Source organism: Paracidovorax wautersii (assembly GCF_900113035.1).
Lineage (GTDB): Bacteria > Pseudomonadota > Gammaproteobacteria > Burkholderiales > Burkholderiaceae_C > Paracidovorax > Paracidovorax wautersii.
This window is the reverse complement of sequence record NZ_FONX01000012.1, coordinates 55,073-77,858: the sequence shown is the minus strand read 5'-3', so window position 1 is coordinate 77,858 and position 22,786 is coordinate 55,073. Positions and strand designations below refer to the sequence as shown.

Below are 22,786 nucleotides of genomic sequence, written 5' to 3'. Positions count from 1 at the left end.
GTGTCTCCTCTTCGCTTCTTACATTCCACCGCCGAAGCGGGTGTCGGCCTGCCGGCGGAATTCGGTGGGCGTCATGCCCTTGATCTCCAGGAAGCGCCGGTTGAAATTGGCCACGTTGTTGAAACCCACTTGGTGGCAGATGTCGGTCACGTAGTGGTCGGTCTGCATCAGCAGATGGCAGGCGCTGTTGATGCGCACCCGGTTCACGAAGTCGGTGAAGCTGTTGCCGGTGGCGCGGCGGAAGAACCGGCTGAAACGGCTCTCGCTCATGCCCAGCTCGGTAGCCACTTCCTGCAGCGAGATGGGCTCGGCGATGTGGCTGGTGATGCGATCGACGATGCCGTTGATCTGGTCGAACTGGGCATCGCCGTCGGCGCCGTGCTGGCCCTGCATCTGCACGCTCGACAGCAGCCGGTAGTCGGTGCACTCGGCCAGGTCGGCCAGGAATTCGCAGAACCGGGCCAGCCGGCGCAGGCCGCGCGCGGCCTTGACCGCGTCCCAGTGCGCCAGCGCCTGCTGCGACATGCCGAAGAATTCGATGCCGTGGCGCGCGCGCTCCAGCAGGGGCATGAGCTCGCGCAGCTCCGGCATGCCGGCGGCGGCGCGTTCGATGGGTTCGTGGCAGAACTGGATGACCCGGTCGCGGCCGGGCGCGCCGCCTTCGGCCACGTCGAGCGAGATCCAGTTGTGCGGCAGCAGCGGCCCGCACAGCACCAGATGGCCCGGCTGGAAGGGCCCGATCCAGTCGCCGATGAAGGCCTTGCCCGAGGTCTCGGTGATCAGGTGCAGCTCGTAGTCTTCATGGAAATGCCAGCGCACCAGCGGGCTGGGAAAGCCGTGCGCCAGGCAGCGCACCAGGCCCGCCTCTTCGGGCGTCTCGTAGCCCAGCGAGGGCGAGCGCGCGACTTCGCGCTCCAGCACCGGCTGGCGTTGGCGGGGCGCGGTGCGCGGCTTGCGGGGCGTCGTCATGGCGGGCGCCTTTCGGAGATCAGGAAACGGGGGCCGCCGGGGCGGGTTCCATGCAGGCCAGCAAGGCCTGCACGGCGGCCAGCGTGGGCGGGTCGGCACCTTCGTGCGTGCAGTTGAGCGCGGCGGCCGTCGCGGCAAAGCGCATGGCGCTGTGCCAGCCGGCATCGTCCAGCGCGCCCAGCTGCGCGGGCCGCTCCACGCCCTGCGCCAGCAAGGCCACCGACAGGCCCGCCGTGAAGGTATCGCCCGCGCCGATGGTGTCGGCCACCGGCACGCGCGGCGCGGCCACGGCCAGGGGCGCCTGGCCCGCGCGCCAGAGCGTGGCGCCGTCCGCCCCCTGCGTGACGACGACGGCACGCGCCCCGGCGGCCAGATACGCCGCCGCCACCGCGCCCAGCGGCTGGCCGGGCGCAAGCAGTTCCGCATCTTCGTCGCTGAGCTTGACCACGTCGGAGAGGCCCGCCCACTGCGCCACCTGCGTGCGGTAGCGCGCCATGTCGTCGATCAGGCTGGGCCGCACGTTCGGGTCGAGCACGACCACGCGGCGCCCGGCCGAGGCGCGCACCATGTCCAGGATGCGCGCCGCTGCCGGCTGCTGCAGCATGGCGATGGAGCCGTAGTGCAGGAAGGCGCATTCGAGCGGCAGCTCGGGCAGCGGCTGGGGCGACCAGGTCGCGTCGGCGCTGCCGGAGGCATAGAAGGCGTAGCGGTTGGTCTGTGGCGTGCGCTCGACGAAGGCCAGCGTGGAAGGCGCCGCGCTGCGCGGCACGAAGCGCGTGTCCACGCCGTTGCGCTGCAGGTAGGCCAGGATGCGTTCGCCGAACAGGTCGGTGGACAGCTGGGTGAGAAAGCCGGTGGCCTGCCCCAGCCGGGCGCAGGCGATGGCCGCGTTGAGCAGCGAGCCGCCCACATGGCCCTCGAAGGCCAGGTCGGCGGCCCCGCTGGAGGTGAAGTCGATCAGGGCCTCGCCCATGAAGGCTATGCGCATCGGCAATGCTCCCGGTGGTTCAGCACGCCGCCGCGTCGGCCAGGAAGCCGCGCTCGGCCTCCAGCGTGGCGGGGTGGTCCATCAGTTCGGCAAAGAGCTGCGGCGGGATGGTGATGGCACCCACGCCCAGCTGCAGCAGCGCCAGGTAGGCGTCGCGCGAGCGCACGCTGGCCACCAGCAGGCGTGTGCGCGTGCGTGCGGCCGGGGCCTGGGCCACCAACGCCTGCATCTGCGCGATGCGCGCCAGGCCGTCCACGCCCGAATCGTTGAGGCGGCCCAGATACGGCGCCGCATAGGCCGCGCCCAGCTGCGCCGCGAAGTGCGCCTGCTCCAGCGCATAGACGGCCGTCCAGGTGACGGGCACGCCCTGGGCGATGAGATGCGCGCCGGCCTGCAGGCCCTGGCGCGTGGCGGGAATCTTCACCACCAGCTGGCCTTCGTCGAAGTGGCGCAGCAGCTCCAGCGCGTCTTCGAGCATGCCGTCCGCCTCGGCGGAATGCACCTGGGCCTGCACCTGGCGGGCGCCCCGCTCGATGCAGCGGGACAGCAGCCCGGGCAGCGTGGCGCGGGTCACGTCGGCACGGCGCAGCAGCGTGGGGTTGGTGGTCACGCCGTGGATGACGGGGTGCGGCAGGCAGGCTTCGATCTGTGCGATGTCGGCGCTGTCGATGTAGAGGTGGAAATCAGGGGCGTTCATGGCGCTCAGCTCATGACGTTGCCGCCATCGACGTTGAGCGTCTGGGCGGTGATGTAGCGGGCCTCGTCGCTGGCGAGGAACACGGCCGCGCCGGCCACGTCGCGCGGATCGCCCATGCGGCCCAGCGGCACGGCCAGGCCCACCTGGCGCTTCTTCTCGCCGATGGGCAGGCCCTCGGCCTTGGCGAAGAGGCTGTCCACATGGGCCCACATGGGCGTGTCCACCACGCCGGGGGCGATGCCGTTGACGCGGATGCCGTGCGGCGCCATGGCGAGCGCCGCGCTCTGCGTGTAGCTGATGACGGCGGCCTTGGTGGCGCAGTAGTGCGACACCAGCGCCTCGCCGCGCCGGCCGGCCTGCGAAGCCATGTTGATGACCGACGCGCCCTGCGTGCCGGCCTCCACCATGTGCCGCAGCACGGCCTGCATCACGAAGAACATGCCCTTGACGTTGACCGCGAACAGCTTGTCGAACGAGGCCTCGTCGCTGTCCAGCAGCGGCGCCAGGTCGAACACGGCGGCGTTGTTGAACAGCGTGTGGACCGGGCCGAAGGCGGCGATGGCCTCGGCCAGCAGGCGGGCGATGGCGCCGGGCGCGGTGATGTCGGCCGCGATGTAGGCCAGCCGCCCGGGGTGGCGCTGCTGGAGCGCTGCCACCTCGGCGGGCACGTCGGCGCCGCGATCGACGACGCTGCAGCGCGCGCCTTCGGCCAGGCAGGCCTCGGCCACGGCCAGGCCGATGCCGCCGCCGGCTCCGGTCAGCAGCACGTGGCGGTCTTGCAAACGAAGAGAGGTCGTCATGGTGGTTCAGCTCCTGGATTGAATGAATTGCGCGACGCGCTCGCTGGCGCGGCGCAGGGCATCGACGAGGCGGGCATCGCCCGCGATGCCGCCCCAGAGGCCCGCGTCGGCGCACATCGCCGCGACCGGGTCGGCCGCCTCGCAGATGGCATGCGCCACGGCCTCGTCCATGCCCTGGTCCTGGTAGGCGTAGGGCAGGCTGCCCCGGTGCCAGCGCTGCAGGAAGGCCAGGAACAGCGCGGGCAGCATGGCCACGCTGTCGATGGTCTGGCCTGCGGCCAAGCGCTCGCGCACCGTGGGCGCGATGAAGCCGGGGATCTTGGAGAAGCCGTCCATCGCCACGCGCTGGTTGGTGTCGCGGATGGCGGGGTTGCCGAAGCGGTCGAGCACCACGTCGCGGTAGGCGGGCAGATCGACCGGGCTGGGCTGGCCGGGGCGGCCCAGGCAGGGGATGGTGTCGTCGGTCACGTAGTCGTAGGCCATCTGCCGGATGGCGGCGTCGTGCGTGCCTTCGTGGATGAAGCCGTAGCCCACCAGCGTGCCGGCCCAGGCGATGCAGCTATGCGTGGCGTTGAGCAGGCGGATCTTGGCCTCTTCATAGGGCTGCACGTCTTCGACCATCTCCACGCCCACGCGCTCCCACTCGGGCCGGCCGGCGGCGAAGCGGTCTTCGATCACCCACTGGATGAAGCGCTCGGCGGTGATGGCGGCGCCGTCGTCGCGGCCGGTGGCGGCCTGCACGCGGGCGCGCAGCTCGGCCGGCGCGCGCGGCGTGATGCGGTCCACCATGGCGTTGGGGCAGGCGGTGTGGGCCTGCACCCAGGCCAGCAGCTCGGCATCGCCCGCACGCTCGATGAATTCGAGCAGGCCGGCACGGAAGCGGTCGCCGTTGTGGCGCAGGTTGTCGCAGTTGAGCAGCGTGACGGCGCCCGCTCCGGCCGCGCGGCGCGCGCGCAGGATCGCGGTGACGGCGCCGTAGAGCGTGCCGTTCTCGCCGCTCACCTCGCCGCGCCGGGCACGATCGATGTCGGCCACGAGCTCGGCGAAGCCCTGATCCAGCCGGCCCTGCGCGTCGAGGTAGTAGCCCGCCTCGGTCACGGTGAAGGAGACGATGCGCGTGGACGGCGCAGCGCCGCGCGCCACCACGGCGGCGAGCGTGGGGCTCCATGGCAGCACCTCGCGGATGGACTCGATCGACTCGTAGAAGTATTCGCCCGCGGGCGATACCGTCTCGAGCGTGTAGCGGCCGCCCTGCGCCTGCAGCGCGGCGATGACCTCGGGCATGTCGGGCCGGATGTTGGCGCCCGAGAGCGACCAGCGTGCGTCGCCCGCCTCGATGAGGCGCTGCAGATAGACGGCCTGGTGCGCCCGGTGGAACGAGCCCAGGCCCAGATGAAGCATGGTGAACTCCGTGGGAGCCGGAGGAAGGTGCGCAGGGGTCACGGCAATGGTCCGCTGAAAGAAGTGGGGAGGGGTGTGGAAGAAGGAAGGGCGCGGGAAAGAAGCGGCTCAGGCGCGCACGGCGCGGCCCTCGCGGTCGAAGCAGTGCAGCACGGCGGGGTCGAGCTCCACGGCCACACCGTCGCCAGGCTGCAGGGGCGTGCGCTCGTTCTGGCGCGCCACCAGCGGCACGCCGGCCACATCGACGTGGATCAGCGTGTCGGCGCCCAGCGCCTCGATCAGCTCGACGCGGCCGGGCACGCCCTGCGGCGCGTCCTGCCCGCGATGCACGCGCAGCCCCTCGGGCCGCACGCCCAGGAAGCCGTCGGCCGGCAACGCGCCGCCGATGGCGGCCGCGAAACGCGGAATGGCCTGCGCCGCCACCATGTTCATCGACGGCATGCCGATGAACTGCGCGACGAAGCGGTTGGCCGGGCGGTCGTAGAGCTCCAGCGGCGTGCCGACCTGCTCGATGAGCCCGTCTTTCAGCACGACCACGCGGTCGGCCAGGGTCATGGCCTCGACCTGGTCGTGCGTCACGTAGATGGTGGTGGCGCCCAGGGCGCGGTGCAGCTTGTGAATCTCCACGCGGGTGTTGCCGCGCAGGGCCGCATCGAGGTTGGAGAGCGGCTCGTCGAACAGGAACACCTTGGGCTGGCGCACGATGGCGCGGCCGATGGCCACGCGCTGGCGCTGGCCGCCGGAAAGCTCCTTGGGCGTGCGCGCGAGGTACTGCGTGAGATTGAGCGTGGCCGCAGCATGCTCGACCTTGGTCTTGATCTCGTCCTTGGGCACGCCCGCGAGCTTGAGCGCGAACGACATGTTGTCGTACACGCTCATGTGCGGATAGAGCGCGTAGCTCTGGAAGACCATCGCCAGATCGCGCTTGCCCGAGGGCGTGTGCGTGATGTCGCGCCCGTCCAGCATCAGGCTGCCGCTGGTGATGGGTTCGAGCCCGGCGATCAGCCTGAGCAGCGTGGACTTGCCGCAGCCCGAGGGGCCGACGAAGACGATGAATTCGCCCTGCTGGATCTGCAGATCGACGCCCTTGATGATTTCGGCATCGCCGAAGCGTTTGCGGATGCCCTGGAGTTCGAGGTAGGCCATGGAAGCTGTCTGCCTTTCTTGTGTCTCTTGTGTTCTGCGCGTGCGCTTACTTGACGGCGCCGAAGGTGAGGCCCTGCACCAGCTGCTTCTGGCTGAACCAGCCGAACACCACGATGGGTGCGATGGCCATCAGCGAGGCGGCCGAGAGCTTGGCCCAGAAGAGGCCTTCGGGGCTGGAGTAGGAAGCGATCAGCGTGGCCAGCGTGCCGGCCTTGGCGGAGGTGAGGTTGAGCGCCCAGAAGGCCTCGTTCCAGCTCAGCACCAGGCACAGCAGGCCCGTGGAGGCCAGGCCGCCCACCGACAGCGGCAGCACGACGTGGCGGAACTCGGTCCAGAGGCTGGCGCCGTCCATGCGTGCGGCCTCCAGGATCTCGTGCGGGATGTCCTTGTAGGCGCTGTAGAGCATCCACACCATGATGGGCAGGTTCGACAGCGTGAACACGATGGTGAGCGCGGTGAGCGAATCCAGCAGGCCGGCGGTCTGCGCGATCACGTAGATGGGCACCAGCGCGCCCACGGCCGGCATCATCTTGGTCGAGAGCATCCACATGAGGATGTCGCGCGTGCGGCGGGTGCGGAAGAACGCCATCGAGTACGCCGCGGGCGCCGCGATCAGCAGGCCCAGCACGGTCGAGCCCAGGCTGGTGATGAGCGAGTTGCGCGCATACAGCAGGTAGTCGCTGCGCCGCTGCACTTCGCTGAAGTTCTCCAGCGTGGGCTTGAAGACGAAGAGCGGCGGCACGTGGATGGCCTGCAGCTCGGTCTTGAAGGCCGTGAGGAACAGCCAGGCGATGGGAAAGAACAGCAGCAGCGCGGCCCCCCAGGCGGCCACGGTGCGGATGGAGAGGGCCAGCGTGCCGCCGGCGGTCGCTTGGGATTGCATGGTGGTTCCGTCGCCTTCTTTTCAGTCCAGGTTCTTGCCGACGATGCGGATCAGGAACACCGCCACGATGTTCGCCAGCACCACCGCGAACAGCGCGCCCGCCGAGGCCACGCCCACATCGAAGTTCATGAGCGCCTGCTTGAAGATCAGGTAGGTCATGTTGGTGCTGGCATTGCCCGGGCCGCCGCTGGTGGTGATGGCGATCTCGGCGAACACGCTCAGCAGGAAGATCATCTCGATCATGATGACCACCGCCATGGGCCGGCCCAGGTGCGGCAGCACCAGGTAGAAGAAGCGCTGCGGCGCGGTGGCGCCGTCCATGCGGGCGGCCTCCATCTGCTCGCGGTCCAGCGACTGCAGCGAGGTGATGAAGATCAGGCAGGCGAAGGGCAGCCACTGCCAGGCCACCATGACGATCACCGACAGCAGCGGGTAGTCGGTCATCCAGTCGATGGGCGTGGCGCCGAAGAAGCGCCAGAGGTCGGCCAGGATGCCGTAGATGGGGTTCATCATCATGTGCTTCCACAGCAGCGCGTTGACCGCGGGCATGACGAAGAAGGGCGAGATCAGCAGCACGCGCACGATGCCGCGGCCCGGGAAGGGCTCGTTCACCAGCAGCGCCAGCAGCACGCCCAGCACCAGGGTGATGCCGATCACGCTGCCGATGAGCACCAGCGTGTTCCACACCGCGGGCCAGAAGTCCGGGTCGGTGATGAAGTACTGGAAGTTGTCCAGGCCCACGAAGGGGTGCTCGCCCGGCTGCAGCAGGTTGTAGTTGACGGTGGAGAAATACACCGTCATCACGAGCGGCACGATCATCCACGCCAGCAGCGTGAGCACCGCGGGCGCCATGAGGGCGCGGGGCAGAAGTCTTTTCATGGGGACCATCCGGCGAACGAGGACAGGGGGCGGGCGACGGGCGAAAGCCCCGGGCCGATGGACCCGGGCCTGTGCGGCGCGCCAGGCCTGGAGCGGGTCACGGAACCCGGCGCAGCGGTTCTGGCGAGGCGCTGCACCGCAGGCAGCAGCGGCGCTGCGACACGATGCGGCACGACGCCGGAAGGGTTCCGCGGGCCGCGCCTGCTTACTTGTAGTAGCCGGCCTTCTTCATGTCGCGCTCGGCCAAGGTCTGCGAGGTCTTCAGGGCCTGCTCGACCGTGACCTTGCCCGCCAGCGCGGCGCTCATCTGCTGGCCCACGCCCACACCGATGGCCTGGAACTCGGGGATCGCGGCGTACTGCACGCCCGCGTACGGCGACTTGGGCAGCGTGTTCTCGCCCGGGTTCGGGTTGGCCGTTTCGATCGCCTTCAGCTCGGCCGCCGCGAACTTGGCGACCTTCTGGAACTCGGGGTTGGCGTAGGTGGACTTGCGGGTGCCGGTGGGCACCGCGGCCCAGCCCGCCTCCTTGGCCACCAGCTGGATGTAGTCCTTGGACGTGGCCCAGCGGATGAACTTCTGCGCGGCCTCGTTCTTCGAGGAGCTGGCCGGAATGGCCAGGTTCCACGACCACAGCCAGTTCGCGCCCTTGGGCGTGACGGCGACCGGCGCCTGCGCGAAAGCCACCTTGTCAGCCACCTTCGACTGCTTGGGATCGCTGATGAAGGATGCGGCGATGGTCGCATCCACCCAGGCCGCGCACTTGCCTTCGCTGAAGAGCGCCAGGTTCTCGTTGAAGCTGTTGGCCGAGGCGCCGGGAGGGCCGTCCTTCTTCATCAGATCGACGTAGAAGCTGATGGCCTCCTGCCAGGGCTTGGTGTCGAGCTGCGGCTTCCAGGCCATGTCGAACCACTGGCCGCCGTAGGTGTTGACCAGGGTGGAGAGAAAAGCCATGTTGTCACCCCAGCCCGGCTTGCCGCGCAGGCACATGCCATAGACGCCCGCCTTGGGATCGCCCGCCTTGTCGGCGAAGGCCTTCACCTCGGCCCAGGTGGGCTGGTCGGAGAACTTCACGCCCAGCTTGTCGGCCAGGTCCTTGCGGTACATGAGCATGGAGCTTTCGCCGTAGAACGGGGCGGCGTAGAGCTTGCCTTCGTACGAGAGGCCGGAGCGGATGGCGGGCAGCAGGTCGTCCACGTCGTAGGCCGCATCGGTGGCGATGGGCTTGAGCCAGCCCTTCTTCGACCAGATCGGCGCTTCGTAGAGGCCGATGGTCATCACGTCGAACTGGCCGCCCTTGGTGGCGATGTCGGTGGTCACGCGCTGGCGCAGCGTGCCCTCTTCCAGCGTGACCCACTTGAGCTTGATGTCCGGGTTGGCCTTCTCGAAGAAGGGGGTGAGCTTCTGCATCTCGATCATGTGGCCGTTGTTCACGGTCGCGATCACGAGTTCGGTGGCCGCCTGGGATGCGCCGGCCGCACCGATCACCGCCAGTGCCAGGCCTGCTTTCAGAAAACGCTGCATGTTTGTCTCCTTGAGGTGAGCGACGCCCGCTTTTCCGGAGGGCTGAATGGGTCGCCGTGGGACCGGATTGTGGAGAAGCCTTGCCCTCCGGTTTGGTACTTCAGCCTGCCAACCCGATACTTTCTTGCATGGATTGCCTGGGATATTCCCTAGTACACGCAATACCGCATGGAAACTGCCCCGTACCCGCGCATGAGCGACGCCCCTGACGGAGGCGCCCGGCGCCGCAGGCTCGCAGGCAAAAGTGCGAAAAGCGCGAAAGGCGCCCGCCACAAAGCCGACAGCCCGCATGAAGCGGGCTGTCGGCGCGGCGGTCGAAAGGAGAGGAAAAAGGCCGGTCAGCCCTGCGGCATCAGCCGCCGCATGAGGCCGGCCGTGGAGGCGTCCAGCCCCTGCACGTCGCCCGAGGCGAGGCGCGGTTCCAGGTCCTTGGCGAGCACCTTGCCCAGCTCCACGCCCCACTGGTCGAAGCTGTTGATGCCCCAGATCGCGCCGGTCACGAACACGCGGTGTTCGTAGAGCGCGATGAGCGCGCCCAGCGCGGCGGGTTCGAGCCGGTCGAGCAGCAGGAAGGTGCTGGGCCGGTTGCCGGTGAAGTGGCGGTGGCCGTCCTCGCTGTCCTTGCCCAGCATCAGCGCGCGGGCCTGGGCCAGCGCGTTGGCCAGCAGGCGCGGATGCTGCGCGGGCAGGTCGGCGCCGCCCTGGCGCAGGGCGATGAACTCCACCGGGATCACGTCCGTGCCCTGGTGGATCATCTGGAAGAAGGCGTGCTGGCCATTAGTGCCGGGCTCGCCCCAGACCACGGGCGAGGTGGCGAAGGGCAGCCGCTGGCCCTGCGCATCGACGCCCTTGCCATTGCTCTCCATCTCCAGCTGCTGCAGGTAGGCGGGCAGCCGGCGCAGGCCGTGGCTGTAGGGCGCCACGCTGCGGCTGGTGAAGCCGTGGAAGTTGCGGTACCAGACGTCCAGCAGGCCCAGGCGCACGGGCAGGTTCCGTTCGAGCGGCGCGGTGCGGAAGTGCTCGTCCATGGCATGGGCGCCGGCGAGCAGCGCGCGGAAATGCTCCGCGCCGATGGCGATGGCGATCGGCAGGCCGATGGCGGACCAGAGCGAATAGCGCCCGCCCACCCAGTCCCAGAAGCCCAGCGTGGTGTCGATGCCGAACTTCGCCGCCGCCTCCACGTTGGTGGTGAGCGCGTAGAAGTGGCGCGACAGCGACAGCGGAGCCGCCCGGTCGTCGCTGCCGCCGTGGGCGATGAACCAGTCGCGCGCGGCATGCGCGTTGGACATGGTCTCGGCCGTGGTGAAGGTCTTGGAGGCGACGAGGAACAGCGTGCTCTCGGGCTTGAGCTGGCGCAGCACCCGGCCCAGCTCCATGCCATCGACGTTGGAGACGAAGTGCATGCGCTTGCCCGGATGGCACAGCTCTTCGAGCGCCTTGACGGCCATCGACGGCCCCAGGTCGGAGCCGCCGATGCCGATGTTGACCACGTCGGTGATGGCGTCGTCGGCGCGCACGCGCTCGGCCAGCTGCAGCATGGCATCCAGCGTGGCGTGGACGTCCTGGAGGCCTTCGGCCAACGCACCCGCTACATTTTTAGTAGCGGCATGCCCAGGTACATCAAGCGCTGGAGCCGGATTGCGCAGCAGCCAGTGCATGACGGCGCGCTGCTCGGTGTGGTTGATGGCGGCGCCCGCGAACATCGCGTCGCGATAGGCTTCCAGGCCCGTCTCGCGCGCCAGCTGCAGCAGCAGGGCTTCGGCCGGGGCGTCGATCAGGTTCTTGGACAGGTCGGCGAAGACGTGCGGCGCCTGCAGGCTCAGGCGCTCGAAACGCTCCGGCTCGGCCGCGAAGGCGCCGCGCAGGTCGAAGCCGCGGCCTGCCCCCTCGAAATGCGCCTGCAGCTGCGCCCAGGCGGGCGTGCGGTCGCAGCGGGTGCGGGTGGGAAGGACGTGGCCGCTGCTCATGCGGCCGCCTGCATCAGCTGTTCGAGCTTGGCCGCGTCGGCCGCGAAGGCGCGGATGCCTTCGGCCAGCTTCTCGGTGGCCATGGCGTCGGCGTTGAGCGCGTAGCGAAAGCCCGCCTCGTCGTATTCCACGGCCGGCAGGTCCAGGCCGCGTGCGGCGTCCGGGTCCAGCGCGCGCTGCACGGGCGCATCGCTCGCGGCCAGCTGGGCCAGCAGGTCGGGGGCGATGGTGAGCAGATCGCAGCCGGCCAGCGCGATGATCTGGCCGGTGTTGCGGAAGCTCGCGCCCATGACTTCGGTGGCGATGCCGAAGCGCTTGTAGTGCTGGTAGATCTGGCGCACCGACTGCACGCCCGGATCGTTGGGGCCGGCCATGGCGGCTTCGTCCCAGCCGGCGCCGGCCTGCTTCTTGTACCAGTCGTAGATGCGGCCGACGAAGGGCGAGATCAGCTGCACCTTGGCCTGGCCGCAGGCGACGGCCTGGGCGAACGAGAACAGCAGCGTGAGGTTGGTGCGGATGCCGCGCTCTTCGAGCTGGCGCGCCGCCTGGATGCCTTCCCAGGTGGAGGCGATCTTGACCAGCACGCGCTCGCGGGCGATGCCTTCGGCCTGGTAGAGGGCGATGATGCGCTCGCCCCGCGCCACGGTGGCGGCGGTGTCGAACGACAGGCGCGCATCGACTTCGGTGGACACGCGGCCCGGGATCAGCGAGAGGATCTCGCAGCCGAAGCGCACGATGAGCCGGTCCATCACCTCGTCCAGCGGCTGGCCGCGCCAGCGGGCCACGGCCTCGGTCATCAGCGGCGCGTATTCGGCTTTCTGCACGGCCTTGAGGATGAGCGAGGGGTTGGTGGTCGCATCCTGCGGCTGGAAGGCGCTCAGTTGGCGGAAATCGCCCGTGTCCGCCACCACGGTGGTGAACTGCTTGAGCGCATCGAGTTGGTTCATGGCCATTTGCTTTGTTTCCTCTTCTCTTGTGTCCTGTGGGATGAAGTGCCTTGGATCGGCCCCGGTCGAAGATTCCGGGTTACCGCCTGCATCAGGGGCCGCCGATGCGCACGACAGCGCAGAAGTGTAGGCCCAGCCGCTGCTGTTTTGACGTAGGCCCATGCCAATTCGTGAAACTCGGTAACATACCGGGCATCGACAACGAAACATCGTACGGGAGACACGGAACACCATGAGCTTCGATCTGGTCCTTTTCGGCGGCACGGGCGACCTGGCCTGGCGCAAGCTGCTGCCCGCCCTCTTCCAGGCCTTCCGCCACGGCTCGCTGCCCGAGGGCGGCCGCATCATCGGCGTGGCGCGCGACGACCTGAGCGACGCGGCCTACCGCGACCTGATCGCCAGCCGCTTCGACGCCGTGATCCAGGAAAAGCGCCCCACGGCCGAAGAGTTCGAACGCTTCGCCGCGCTGCTGCAATACCAGCGCATGGATCTCTCCAAGCCCGAGGACTACGCGCAGCTGGCCGAGCGCCTGCGCGAGCGCAATGCCGACACGGTGGTGATGTATCTGGCCACCGCGCCCGGCCTCTTCACCACCGCCTGCGAACAGCTGGGCGCCGCGGGCCTGGCCACGCCGAAGACGCGCGTGGTGCTGGAAAAGCCGCTGGGCCACGACCTCGAATCCAACCGCGCCATCAACGCCGCCGTGCGCCGGGTGTTCCGCGAAGAGCAGATCTTCCGCATCGACCACTACCTGGGCAAGCCCGCCGTGCAGAACCTGCTGGCGCTGCGCTTCGGCAACGTGCTGTTCGAGCCGCTCTGGCGCCGCGAGATGGTGGCCAGCATCGAGATCACCATGGCCGAGAAGCTGGGCGTGGAAAAGCGCGGCGCCTTCTACGACGGCACCGGCGCGCTGCGCGACATGGTGCAGAACCACGCGCTGCAGCTGCTGTGCGCGATCGCCATGGAGCCGCCCATCAACGCCACGGCCGACGCCATCCGCGACGAGAAGCTCAAGGTGCTGCATTCGCTGGTGCCCTGGACGCCCGCCACCCTGGCGCGCGATGTGGTGCGCGGCCAGTACACCGCCGGCAGCACCGGCGGCGAGCGCGTGCCCGGCTATGCCGAAGAGACCGGCGTGCCGGCCGACAGCCGCACCGAGACCTTCGTCGCCCTGCGCACCCAGATCGCCAACTGGCGCTGGGCCGGCGTGCCGTTCTTCATCCGCACCGGCAAGCGGCTGGCCGCGCACGAGGCGCACATCGCCATCAACTTCCGCGCCACGCCCCACCCCATCTACCGCACGCCCATCGGCGCGGCCAACCGGCTGGTGATCCACCTGCAGCCGCGCGACGGCGTGGCGCTGCACCTCTTCGCCGCCGGCCAGGACAAGCGCAGCGCGCGCGCCGCCGAGGCCCAGTCGCTGGCCCAGGTGCACCTGGACCTGGACTTCGAGCAGCGCTTCGGCACCGAGCGCGTGGGCGCCTACGAACGGCTGCTGCTGGACGTGATCGCCGGCCGGCTGAACCTCTTCGTGCGTGCCGACGAGCAGGAAGCCGCCTGGCGCTGGGTCGAGCCCATCATGCAGTCCTGGCAGGAATCGAACGAAGGCCCGCGCCCCTACGCCGCCGGCACCTGGGGCCCGGCCGCCGCCAGCGCCATGGTGGCGCGCGAAGGCCACAGCTGGATCGAGGAATCCTGATGCGCAAGCCCTTTGCGCGCCTGGTTCCGCCCGCGCCCTGCGCGCCGCTGCACCGCGTGAAGCAGGATGGCTGACATGCTGGAACGCATCACCGCCTCCCTGCCCTCGCTGGCCCCGGCCGAGCAGCGCGTGGCCGCCCTCGTGCTGCAGGACGCGCGCGCCTTCGCGCGCCTGCCGGTGCGCGAGCTCGCCGCACGCGCGGGCGTCAGCAAGCCCACCGTGGTGCGCTTTTGCCGCAGCATGGGCTACGACGGGCTGGCCGACTTCAAGCTCAAGCTCGCCGGCAGCGTGAGCGAAGGCGTGCCCTTCATCCACCGCAGCGTGGACGCCGACGACAAGACCGGCGACGTGCTGGTGAAGGTGGTGGACAACGCCGTGGCCGCCTTCCTGCAGTACCGCAACGCAGCCAGCACCGGCGCCATCGAGCGCGCGGTCGAGGCCATCGCCGGCACCTGGAAGACCGGCCACCGCATCGAGATCTACGGCGCCGGCAACTCCGGCATCGTGGCGCAGGACGCGCAGCACAAGCTCTTCCGCCTGGGCATCACCAGCCTGAGCACCAGCGACGGCCACATGCAGGTGATGAGCGCCACCCTGCTCGGCCCGGGCGACTGCCTGCTCATCGTCTCCAACTCGGGCCGCACGCGCGACCTGATGGACGCCGCCGACATCGCCCGCCGGAACGGCGCGACCACCGTGGCCATCACCGCCAGCGGTTCGCCCCTGGCGAGCGCCTGCCACATCCACCTGGCGGCGGACCACCCCGAAGGCTACGACCGCTACAGCCCCATGGTCTCGCGCCTGATGCACCTGCTCATCATCGACGTGCTGGCCACCTGCGTGGCCCTGCGCATCGGCGAGCCGCTGCAGCCCGTGCTGCAGCAGATGAAGGACAACCTGCGCGCCAAGCGCTACACCTGATCCGCTACCGGTGCGAGAAGGGCCCGCCAGCCCCCCCGCGCCCGGGCTGCAGCACCCATTACCTGCCGAGGCCGCAGCAGGCCTGCCTTAGAACGTGTTTACGATCTCCCAGGGGTCGCGCAGCTACGTCGGCGGGATGGGATGCAAGGCGCGGTGCGCAGTGGATAGCACGGCTATCCACAAGCGCCGCAACGCCGCAGACCGCCCGCCGACGTAGCTGCCCTTCGGGTTGGAGCGAAATCGGGCGATTGAACGCCCCGGCTGCTTGCATGGGCATGAGCCCATGCGGCGCATCCGAAGCATCCACTCATCCCGATTGCGCTCCAACGCGATCCCCTGCGAGATCGTAAACACGTTCTTAGGCCCCAGGCGGCCCTGGGGCGGGTGCCGGCGTCCATCACTTCGCCGGCGGCGTGAAGTTCCTGGTGCTGTAGAGCGCGGCCGGCAGGCGATTCAGCACCGGCAGGCCGGTGGTCGCATCCTTGGCCTGCTTGTCGATGTAGGTGAAGAACACGTCGGCATCGAGCACGCCGATGTCCAGTCGGCGCGAGGCGGGCACGGCGGCCAGGGTCTTGTAGCCGTCGCCGCCGGTGGCGTTGAAGCTCAGCACGAAGAGCTTGTAGGTCTTGGCGGCATCCAGCGCGCTCCAGTTGCCGCTCTGGCGGTCGCGCACCTCGATGTTGCTCACGCGCTGGCCGAAGGCGGCCGAGGCGTTGACGTCGAAGCGCAGGCCGCCGGTGTACGGGTAGGGGCCGGTGGAGCCGCCCGTGCCATAGACGGCTTCGAGGCCGTCTTCGAGCATGGACTTGACCTCCGTGCCCGTGATGTCCAGGCGGAACAGCATGTTGCCGAAGGGCAGCACCTGGATGACCTGCGCGGCCGAGACGGTGCCCGAGAGCGGAATGCGCACGCCGCCGCCGCTTTGCAGCGAGATGTCGGCGCCTCCGTACTGGGCGTTGGCCACGTCCAGATAGGCCTGGGCCACGAGCTGCTGGATGTCGCCGCCGCGCAGGCTCACGCTGCCTTCGGCATTGCAGGCCGCGCTGGAGCGGCCGTAGTCCACCGTGCCCTGGCCGCCGGGCACCCGGCGCGAGCAGAGTTCCTGCGGCACCGTGGCGACCTGCTTCTGGTTGAACACGGACACGCGGTCCTTGAAGGGCTGCAGCACGCTGGCGGCCGAGGCCAGCGGCGTGGTGGTGCGCAGGAAGCCCGTGGCGGCCACGCTGGCCTTGATCGCCTGCAGCTGCGCATCGGTCGCGGCCTTGCCGCCGATGGTGAAGCTGTCGCCGATCAGCACGTGCGGCGTGCCGGCGCAGCTGGCCACGTCGCCGTTGGCGTCGAAGCGCACCTTGAGCTCGCCCACGACCTGGGCGTATTCCCAGGCCTGCACCACGCAGACGGGCTTGCCGTCCTTGTCGGCCAGGCGGGTGGGATAGGCGCCGGCCGGCGTGCCCACGCCCGTGGTGCGCAGGGCGTCGGGGCCCAGCAGGGTGTGCGAATCGGCGCCCACCACCACATCGACGCCCGAGAGCCTGGGCACGATCTGCAGGTCGTTGTCGTAGCCGATGTGGCTCATGAGGATGATCTTGTTGATGCCCTGGGCGCGCAGGCGATCGATCTCGCGCTGCGCGGCGGTGGCTTCGTCCTCGAAGGTGGTGTCCGGGTCGGGGCTGGAAGAGGCCTTGGTCTTGCCCGCGATGGTCACGCCCACGATGCCGATCTTCTGGCCGCCGCGCTCGACCACGGTGGAGGCGTTGACGCCGTCCGTGGCCTTGGACGGGTTGAGCGCCGAACTGGCGCCGAAGCGCACGTTGGCGCTGAGCACGGGCGTCTTGCAGCTGCCCTTGTGCAGCAGGTCGATGAAGCCCTTCAAGCCGCTGTCGCCCTTGTCGAACTCGTGGTTGCCGAGCGTGAAGGCATCGAAGCAGACGGTGTTCATCATCGCCGCGTCGGCCTCGCCGTTGGCGCCCGCGCGGTTGAAGTAGAGCGTGCCCGTGAGCGCATCGCCGGCGTGCAGCTTGAGCACGTTGGCCGACTGCGCGGCCAGCTCGCCGATCGCCGCGGCCACGCGGGGAAAGCCGCCCGCATCCACCGACACCGCCACGGCCGAGCTGCCGCCGGCGGAGAGCTGCAGCGCCTTGGTGCGCGACTCCAGCGTGGAATGGTGGTCGTTGATGTGCAGGATGGTCAGGTCCAGCGGCTGGGCCTGGGCGGGTGCCGGCGTGGGGTTGGGCGCGGGCGTGGGGGTTCCGCCATCCGATCCGCCGCCGCAGGCCGCCACCAGCACGGCGGTGGCCAGGGCCAGCGCGCCGGCGGCCCAGGGGCGCGGGCGCAGGGCCGGCGCGCTCGTGCGCGCAGCCGTGTTCTGGTTCGTTGTCATGTGTACAGGCATGTCCATCTCCCAACCTTCTTTGTCGAAGGCCCGGATGCTGGGCAGCCCGCATGACAGCGGCATGAAAGTTCCCCGCCGCGACGCAGGGCCGAATCGGCTGCGGCCGGCCCACCTACAAACCATGCGCACGCATCGCCGCATGCTGTCTGGCGTGTGCGCCAGCGCACAGACGGCACGGCGCCGGTTGCGCACACTGCGGGCTGCCGGCGATGCACCGGCTGCCAGCCCGCCGGGCCACCGCTCAGGGCGCAGAGCGCACCGGGGCTGTCCGCGGCACGCATCGCCTTGGTCCTTACATCACATACCGTTCAGAAGAGAGGTTTTCCATGAGCACCACCACCACCCGTTCCATCCCCACCACCGCGGCCCAGGGCGACGATGCCGGCAAGCTCGTGCTGCGCCTGGCCATCGGCGTGCTCGTGCTGCTGCACGGCATCTTCAAGCTGCAGCACGGGGTGGGCTTCATCAGCGGCATGCTGGAAAAGGCCGGCGTGCCGGGCGTGGTGGCCTATGGCGTGCTGGTGGGCGAAGTGCTGGCGCCGCTGCTGCTGATCGCGGGCCTGTTCACGCGTGCCGGCGCGGCCATCATCGTCATCAACATGCTGGTGGCCTTCGCGCTGGTGCATCGCGCCGACCTGTTCGCGCTCACCAGCCAGGGCGGCTGGGCGCTGGAACTGCAGGGCCTGTACCTCTTCGGCGCGCTGGCCGTGATGCTGCTGGGCGCGGGCCGCTACAGCGTGGGCGGCGCGCAGGGCCGCCTCAACTGAGTGTGCGCCCGATCGCCCGCGCCATGGGTAGCGCGGGCCGATTGCTATTAAATCAATAGCTAAAGGCGCAGGCGTATCAAGCGCCTGCGCCTGAAAACCCTTGAAGCTCAGGCCGCCACGGCCTCGATGCGCGGAATGCGCCCTTCTTCCACGGCATGGCAGGCCACGCGGGTGCCGCCGTCGTCGATGAGCACGGGGCGCTCGCTGCGGCAGCGGTCGTTGGCGTGGGGGCAGCGCGGGTTGAAGGCGCAGCCGGCCGGCGGGTTCAGGGGGTTGGGCACCTCGCCCTGTACGGGCGTGCGGGCATGGCCGGTGTCGTGCATCTTGGGGATGGCGTCCAGCAGCATGCGCGTATAGGGGTGGCGCGGCGCGGCGAAGAGCTGCTGCTTGTCGGCCAGCTCCACCAGCCGGCCCAGGTACATCACGCCGACCTGGTCGCTCACGTGGCGCACCACGGCCAGGTTGTGGCTGATGAAGAGATAGGTCAGCTGCCGCTCGCGCTGCAGGTCCTTCATGATGTTGAGCACCTGTGCCTGCACGGAGACGTCCAGCGCCGAGGTGGGCTCGTCGCAGACCAGGAACTCGGGCTCGGTGGCCAGCGCCCGGGCGATGGAGATGCGCTGGCGCTGCCCGCCCGAGAACTGGTGCGGGTACTTGGCCATGTCCAGCGGCGAGAGGCCCACGGACCGCAGCAGCTCGCCCACACGGGTCTTGAGCTCTGCCTTGTCGGTGATGAGGCCGTGCTCGCGCAGCGGCTCGCCCACGATGTCCTCGACCAGCCAGCGCGGATTCAGGCTGGCGTACGGGTCCTGGAAAATCATCTGGATGCGGCGCCGCATGGCGCGCGCGTCGCCGCCCTTGAAGGCGGCGTGCGCGTCCTGCCCGTCGAAGGTGAAGCCGCCGCGCGTGGGCTCGTAGAGGCCCACCAGCAGGCGGGCGACGGTGCTCTTGCCGCAGCCCGATTCGCCGACCAGCGCCAGCGTCTTGCCGCGCTCGATCTCGAAGCTCACGCCGTCCACCGCATGCAGCAGCGTGCGCGGCTTGCGTTCGAGCACGCGGTTGAGCCAGGGCGCGGACACGTCGAAGGTGCGGGCCAGGTCATGCGCCTGCACCAGCGGCTGGCCCGGGCGGGCCGGGGCGGCGGCGGCGTGGCGGGGAGTCATCGGGGCTTCGTGGTTCATGCGTCGGCTCCTGCCAGGCCCGCGGCGGCCACGGCGGCGGCGGCGGAACGGGGGTCGTGCAGCCAGCAGGCGGCGCGGGTGGCGCCGGCGGGCAGCAGGTCGGGCCGTTCGGTGCGGCAGCGGTCGAAGGCCTTGGGGCAGCGCGGGTTGTAGGCGCAGCCCGGGGGAATGGCGTTCAGGCGGGGCATGGCGCCGTCGATCTGGTTCAGGCGCTCGCGGTCCTGCGCCATGTCGGGGATGGAGGCCATCAGGCCCGCGGTGTAGGGGTGGGCCGGCTGGTTGATGACCTGGTGCACGGGCCCGATCTCGGCGATGCGGCCTGCGTACATCACGGCCACGCGGTCGCAGGTCTCGGCGATCACGCCCATGTCGTGGGTGATGAGCATCACCGCCGCGCCGCGCGTGCGGCAGATGTTCTTGAGCAGCTGGATGATCTGCGCCTGGATGGATACGTCCAGCGCCGTCGTGGGCTCGTCGGCCACGATGAGCTGGGGTTCGGCCGCCAGCGCCAGGGCGATCACCACACGCTGGCGCATGCCGCCCGAGAACTGGTGCGGGTAATGGTCCACGCGCTGCTCGGCGGCGGGAATGCCGGTGTCCTTGAGCAGGTCGATGGCGCGCTGGCGGGCCTGGGCGGCGTTCATCGGCAGGTGGGTGCGGATGGTCTCGACCAGCTGGTGGCCCACGGTGTAGAGCGGGTTCAGCGAGGTGAGCGGGTCCTGGAAGATGGCGCCGATGCGCCGGCCGCGCACCTGCCGCATCTTGTGCGCGGGCAGGTCGTCGATGCGCTCGCCCTGCAGCAGGATGCGGCCGGAGGCGATGCGCCCCGGCGGCTCCAGCAGGCCGATGATGGAAGCGCCCGTGAGCGACTTGCCCGCGCCGGATTCACCCACCACGCCCAGGATCTCGCCCGGCGCGATGGAAAAGGAGATGTCGTCCAGCGCCCGCAGCGTGCCGCGGCGGCCGGGGAATTCGACGACGAGGTTCTGTACTTCGAGAAGAGACATATCAATCCATCCGTAATCCGATGTGCCCGGCACGGCGCCGGAAACCGCCACGGCCCAGGCCAGTGGCCGCCGAGCAAGGGCCGCCCCGCAGTGAGGGCGGCGTCCCCATCCCCATCGCGCAGCGATGAGAGGAGGGGGAAGCGACGAAGTCGCTCAGGGGGTGGCGCTCCATCTTCAGCGCAGGCGCGGGTTGAGCGCATCGCGCAGCCAGTCGCCCAGCAGGTTCACCGAGACGGCGATCAGCACCAGCATGGCGCCCGGGAACACGGTGATCCACCATTCGCCCGAAAAGAGGTAGTCGTTGCCGATGCGGATCAGCGTGCCCAGCGACGGCGAGGTGGGCGGCGCGCCCACGCCCAGGAAGGACAGCGTCGCCTCGGTGATGATGGCCGTCGCCACCTGGATCGTGGCCAGCACCAGCACCGGCCCGAGCACGTTGGGCAGCACGTGGCGCCGCATGATGCGCAGCGAAGACACGCCCGTCACCCGCGCGGCCTGCACGTATTCCTTGTTGCGCTCGACCAGCGTGGAGCCGCGCACCGTGCGCGCGTACTGCACCCAGCCGGTCAGCGAGATGGAGAGGATCAGCACGCCGAAGGCGAGCGACTCGCCGCCGTTGGGAAACATCGCCCGCCCCACGCCGGCGATGAGCAGCGCCACCAGGATGGCGGGAAAGGACAGCATCACGTCGCACAGGCGCATCAGCAGCGCGTCGATCCAGCCGCCCTTGAAGCCGGCCAGCAGGCCCAGCGCCACGCCCACCACCACCGACAGCGCCACCGAGGCGAAGCCCACGATGAGCGAGATGCGCGCGCCGTAGATCACGGCCGAGAGAATGTCGCGGCCCTGGTCGTCGGTGCCCAGCAGGTACTTCAGGCTGCCGCCGCCCTCGGTGTTCCAGGCGGGCGGCAGGCGCGCGTCCGACAGCTCCAGCGTGGTCAGGTCGAACGGGTTGTGCGGCGCGACCCACGGGGCGAACACGGCGCAGAACAGGCACAGCAGCGCCACCAGCGCCGCGCCCACGGCCACGGGCGAGGTGCGAAAGCTGTAGGCGACGTCGCTGTCGAGCCAAAGGGAGAGTGGATTTTTCATCGCGAAGTCTTCAGGAGCGGGCCAGCTGGCCCAACGGAACCGGCAGGCTCTCGCGGCCTGCATGCTGCTGGGGCGTCCGATCGGGCGGCCATGGCGCGCCGTCCGATGCGGTTCCACGATTGTGTCATCGAGTTGTGCCATAAAGACCGGCTTCCGGCTCGGCGCAGGGTTTCGTTTCGTGTTCCGGCAGCCGGCGATCGATGACCGCATCCCTTCCCATGAATCCCTCCCTCCTGCCCCGCCGGGGCTTTCTCGGCGCCTTCGGCGCAGCCATCGCCGCGCCCAGCCTGGCGCAGGATGCCGGCTTCACGCTGCCCGCGGCCAGTGGCAGTGGCCCGATCGCGGCCGACACCGCTTTCTGGCAGGCCGTGCGCGGCCTCTACGACACCGACACCTCGCTCGCCAACCTGGAGAACGGCTACTGGGGCATCATGGCCCGGCCGGTGCTGGCCCAGTACCTGCGCCTGACCGAAAAGGTCAACCGCGAGAACACGGCCTATGCGCGCACGCGCTTCGGCGCGGACTGGCAAGCCGCCCGCGCGGCAGTGGCCGCGGCGGCCGGCTTCGACGTGAACGAAGTGGCGCTCACCCGCGGCGCGACCGAGGCGCTGCAGCTGCTCATCAGCAACTACAACCGCCTGCGGCCGGGCGACGCGGTGCTCTACGCGGACCTGGACTACGACTCCGCCCAGTACGCCATGCAGTGGCTGGCGGAGCGGCGCGGCGTGCAGGTGGTGAAGATCGCCCTGCCCGAGCCGGCCACCCGCCAGGCCGTCATCGACGCCTATGCGGCCGCCTTCGCGGCGCATCCGCGGCTCAGGCTGGTGCTGCTCACCCACCTGAGCCACCGCACGGGGCTGGTCATTCCGGTCAAGGAGATCGCCGAGCAGGCACGCGCCCGCGGCATCGACGTGATCCTCGACGCCGCGCATTCGTGGGGCCAGCTGGACGTGGCACCCCACACGCTGGGCGTGGACTTCATCGCCTTCAACCTGCACAAGTGGATCGGCGCGCCGGTCGGCATGGGCTGCCTGCGCATCGCGGCCCACCGGCTGCAGGACATCGATCCGCAGCTGGGCGACCAGGACCATCCCCGCAGCTCCGTCGCCTCGCGGGTGCATACGGGCACGCTCAACTTCGCGGCCGCGCTGACCCTGCCCACCGCCCTGGCGCTGCACCAGCAGATCGGCACGGCGGCCAAGGCCGCGCGGCTGCGCCACCTGCGCGATCTCTGGGTCGCGCAGGCGCGGCGCATCCCAGCGCTGGAGGTGCTCACGCCGGACGAGCCCGGCATGAACGGTGGCATCACGGCCTTCCGCGTGCGGGGCCAGGCCGCGCCGCAGCAGGCCGCCGCGCTGGCGACCCTGCTGCGCGAGCGCTACAAGGTGCTGACGGTGGCCCGCAACGGCGCCGCCAGCGGCGCCTGCGTGCGCGTGGCGCCGGCGATCTACACCACCGAGGACGATGTGCTGCGCCTGGCGGCAGCGCTCAGGCAGGAGTTCTCCACGTGAAACGGGCAGCCGGACGG

At 69.8% G+C, this 22,786-nt stretch carries 19 protein-coding genes; 4 read left to right on the top strand and 15 right to left on the bottom strand.

Annotation, left to right across the window (positions count from 1 at the left end; all coding sequences use genetic code 11):
• Positions 1-18: 18 nt before the first annotated feature.
• From BM070_RS16715 to tal, 11 genes are all read right to left on the bottom strand, one after another.
• Complete coding sequence (locus BM070_RS16715) at positions 19-969, bottom strand: AraC family transcriptional regulator (protein ID WP_092940475.1); 951 nt, start codon at positions 967-969, stop codon at positions 19-21.
• A gap of 19 nt (positions 970-988) precedes the next feature.
• Positions 989-1,957, bottom strand: coding sequence for a carbohydrate kinase family protein (locus BM070_RS16710; RefSeq protein WP_092940474.1), 969 nt, complete (start codon positions 1,955-1,957; stop codon positions 989-991).
• A gap of 19 nt (positions 1,958-1,976) precedes the next feature.
• Positions 1,977-2,654 carry a transaldolase family protein gene (locus BM070_RS16705; RefSeq protein ID WP_092940473.1) on the bottom strand — a complete coding sequence of 226 codons (678 nt, stop codon included), beginning with the start codon at positions 2,652-2,654 and terminating at the stop codon, positions 1,977-1,979.
• 5 nt (positions 2,655-2,659) lie between these two features.
• On the bottom strand, positions 2,660-3,454 hold the full coding sequence (locus BM070_RS16700) for an L-iditol 2-dehydrogenase (protein WP_092940472.1): 795 nt from the start codon (positions 3,452-3,454) through the stop codon (positions 2,660-2,662).
• 6 nt (positions 3,455-3,460) lie between these two features.
• On the bottom strand, positions 3,461-4,855 hold the full coding sequence (gene dalD, locus BM070_RS16695; protein ID WP_092940471.1) for a D-arabinitol 4-dehydrogenase: 1,395 nt from the start codon (positions 4,853-4,855) through the stop codon (positions 3,461-3,463).
• Between the two features lie 108 nt (positions 4,856-4,963).
• Positions 4,964-6,001: an ABC transporter ATP-binding protein gene (locus tag BM070_RS16690; RefSeq protein WP_092940470.1), complete on the bottom strand. Its 1,038-nt coding sequence runs from the start codon at positions 5,999-6,001 to the stop codon at positions 4,964-4,966.
• Between the two features lie 46 nt (positions 6,002-6,047).
• On the bottom strand, positions 6,048-6,884 hold the full coding sequence (locus tag BM070_RS16685; RefSeq protein ID WP_092940469.1) for a carbohydrate ABC transporter permease: 837 nt from the start codon (positions 6,882-6,884) through the stop codon (positions 6,048-6,050).
• A 21-nt stretch (positions 6,885-6,905) separates the two neighbouring features.
• Positions 6,906-7,763, bottom strand: a complete 858-nt coding sequence (locus BM070_RS16680) for a carbohydrate ABC transporter permease (RefSeq protein ID WP_092940564.1) — start codon at positions 7,761-7,763, stop codon at positions 6,906-6,908.
• Between the two features lie 205 nt (positions 7,764-7,968).
• The gene (locus tag BM070_RS16675) at positions 7,969-9,285 is read right to left on the bottom strand and encodes an ABC transporter substrate-binding protein (RefSeq protein WP_092940468.1); all 1,317 of its coding nucleotides are present in this window, start codon (positions 9,283-9,285) and stop codon (positions 7,969-7,971) included.
• Between the two features lie 338 nt (positions 9,286-9,623).
• Entirely contained in the window at positions 9,624-11,252 is a 1,629-nt protein-coding gene (pgi, locus tag BM070_RS16670) for a glucose-6-phosphate isomerase (protein ID WP_092940467.1), read from the bottom strand.
• Positions 11,249-12,199, bottom strand: a complete 951-nt coding sequence (gene tal, locus BM070_RS16665; protein WP_092940563.1) for a transaldolase — start codon at positions 12,197-12,199, stop codon at positions 11,249-11,251. Before tal ends, pgi begins: the two co-directional genes overlap by 4 nt.
• 232 nt (positions 12,200-12,431) lie before the next feature.
• Here tal and zwf point away from each other — a divergent pair, with 232 nt between their 5' ends.
• Together zwf and BM070_RS16655 are read left to right on the top strand one after the other, a co-directional pair.
• On the top strand, positions 12,432-13,898 hold the full coding sequence (zwf, locus tag BM070_RS16660; RefSeq protein WP_092940466.1) for a glucose-6-phosphate dehydrogenase: 1,467 nt from the start codon (positions 12,432-12,434) through the stop codon (positions 13,896-13,898).
• Between the two features lie 75 nt (positions 13,899-13,973).
• On the top strand, positions 13,974-14,819 hold the full coding sequence (locus tag BM070_RS16655) for a MurR/RpiR family transcriptional regulator (RefSeq protein WP_092940562.1): 846 nt from the start codon (positions 13,974-13,976) through the stop codon (positions 14,817-14,819).
• A gap of 397 nt (positions 14,820-15,216) precedes the next feature.
• On the opposite strand, the gene BM070_RS16645 is transcribed toward BM070_RS16655, so the two are convergent.
• A complete protein-coding gene (locus BM070_RS16645) occupies positions 15,217-17,199 on the bottom strand; it encodes a bifunctional metallophosphatase/5'-nucleotidase (protein ID WP_092940561.1) in 1,983 nt (660 codons plus the stop codon).
• 338 nt (positions 17,200-17,537) lie between these two features.
• Here BM070_RS16645 and BM070_RS16640 point away from each other — a divergent pair, with 338 nt between their 5' ends.
• A complete protein-coding gene (locus BM070_RS16640; protein ID WP_092940464.1) occupies positions 17,538-17,978 on the top strand; it encodes a DoxX family protein in 441 nt (146 codons plus the stop codon).
• A gap of 107 nt (positions 17,979-18,085) precedes the next feature.
• On the opposite strand, the gene BM070_RS16635 is transcribed toward BM070_RS16640, so the two are convergent.
• The 3 genes from BM070_RS16635 to BM070_RS16625 form a co-directional block, all read right to left on the bottom strand.
• Entirely contained in the window at positions 18,086-19,141 is a 1,056-nt protein-coding gene (locus tag BM070_RS16635) for an ABC transporter ATP-binding protein (protein WP_092940463.1), read from the bottom strand.
• 14 nt (positions 19,142-19,155) lie between these two features.
• Positions 19,156-20,166 (bottom strand): ABC transporter ATP-binding protein, encoded by a 1,011-nt coding sequence (locus BM070_RS16630; protein WP_092940462.1) that lies wholly within the window; start codon positions 20,164-20,166, stop codon positions 19,156-19,158.
• 174 nt (positions 20,167-20,340) lie between these two features.
• Positions 20,341-21,258: an ABC transporter permease gene (locus BM070_RS16625; RefSeq protein WP_092940461.1), complete on the bottom strand. Its 918-nt coding sequence runs from the start codon at positions 21,256-21,258 to the stop codon at positions 20,341-20,343.
• A 218-nt stretch (positions 21,259-21,476) separates the two neighbouring features.
• Between BM070_RS16625 and BM070_RS16620 the strand changes: the two genes are divergently transcribed.
• Positions 21,477-22,769 (top strand): aminotransferase class V-fold PLP-dependent enzyme, encoded by a 1,293-nt coding sequence (locus BM070_RS16620; protein ID WP_092940460.1) that lies wholly within the window; start codon positions 21,477-21,479, stop codon positions 22,767-22,769.
• Positions 22,770-22,786: the final 17 nt, after the last annotated feature.

Bases quoted from the DNA above. Each gene is read 5' to 3' on its own strand.
- BM070_RS16675 (WP_092940468.1), bottom strand. From the start codon at position 9,285: ATGCAGCGTTTTCTGAAAGCAGGCCTGGCACTGGCGGTGATCGGTGCG.
- BM070_RS16655 (WP_092940562.1), top strand. From the start codon at position 13,974: ATGCTGGAACGCATCACCGCCTCCCTGCCCTCGCTGGCCCCGGCCGAG.
- BM070_RS16635 (WP_092940463.1), bottom strand. From the start codon at position 19,141: ATGACTCCCCGCCACGCCGCCGCCGCCCCGGCCCGCCCGGGCCAGCCG.
- BM070_RS16680 (WP_092940564.1), bottom strand. From the start codon at position 7,763: ATGAAAAGACTTCTGCCCCGCGCCCTCATGGCGCCCGCGGTGCTCACG.
- BM070_RS16705 (WP_092940473.1), bottom strand. From the start codon at position 2,654: ATGAACGCCCCTGATTTCCACCTCTACATCGACAGCGCCGACATCGCA.
- BM070_RS16710 (WP_092940474.1), bottom strand. From the start codon at position 1,957: ATGCGCATAGCCTTCATGGGCGAGGCCCTGATCGACTTCACCTCCAGC.
- zwf (WP_092940466.1), top strand. From the start codon at position 12,432: ATGAGCTTCGATCTGGTCCTTTTCGGCGGCACGGGCGACCTGGCCTGG.
- BM070_RS16640 (WP_092940464.1), top strand. From the start codon at position 17,538: ATGAGCACCACCACCACCCGTTCCATCCCCACCACCGCGGCCCAGGGC.
- BM070_RS16620 (WP_092940460.1), top strand. From the start codon at position 21,477: ATGAATCCCTCCCTCCTGCCCCGCCGGGGCTTTCTCGGCGCCTTCGGC.
- BM070_RS16690 (WP_092940470.1), bottom strand. From the start codon at position 6,001: ATGGCCTACCTCGAACTCCAGGGCATCCGCAAACGCTTCGGCGATGCC.
- pgi (WP_092940467.1), bottom strand. From the start codon at position 11,252: ATGAGCAGCGGCCACGTCCTTCCCACCCGCACCCGCTGCGACCGCACG.
- BM070_RS16625 (WP_092940461.1), bottom strand. From the start codon at position 21,258: ATGAAAAATCCACTCTCCCTTTGGCTCGACAGCGACGTCGCCTACAGC.
- dalD (WP_092940471.1), bottom strand. From the start codon at position 4,855: ATGCTTCATCTGGGCCTGGGCTCGTTCCACCGGGCGCACCAGGCCGTC.
- BM070_RS16715 (WP_092940475.1), bottom strand. From the start codon at position 969: ATGACGACGCCCCGCAAGCCGCGCACCGCGCCCCGCCAACGCCAGCCG.
- BM070_RS16645 (WP_092940561.1), bottom strand. From the start codon at position 17,199: ATGACAACGAACCAGAACACGGCTGCGCGCACGAGCGCGCCGGCCCTG.
- BM070_RS16700 (WP_092940472.1), bottom strand. From the start codon at position 3,454: ATGACGACCTCTCTTCGTTTGCAAGACCGCCACGTGCTGCTGACCGGA.
- tal (WP_092940563.1), bottom strand. From the start codon at position 12,199: ATGAACCAACTCGATGCGCTCAAGCAGTTCACCACCGTGGTGGCGGAC.
- BM070_RS16630 (WP_092940462.1), bottom strand. From the start codon at position 20,166: ATGTCTCTTCTCGAAGTACAGAACCTCGTCGTCGAATTCCCCGGCCGC.
- BM070_RS16685 (WP_092940469.1), bottom strand. From the start codon at position 6,884: ATGCAATCCCAAGCGACCGCCGGCGGCACGCTGGCCCTCTCCATCCGC.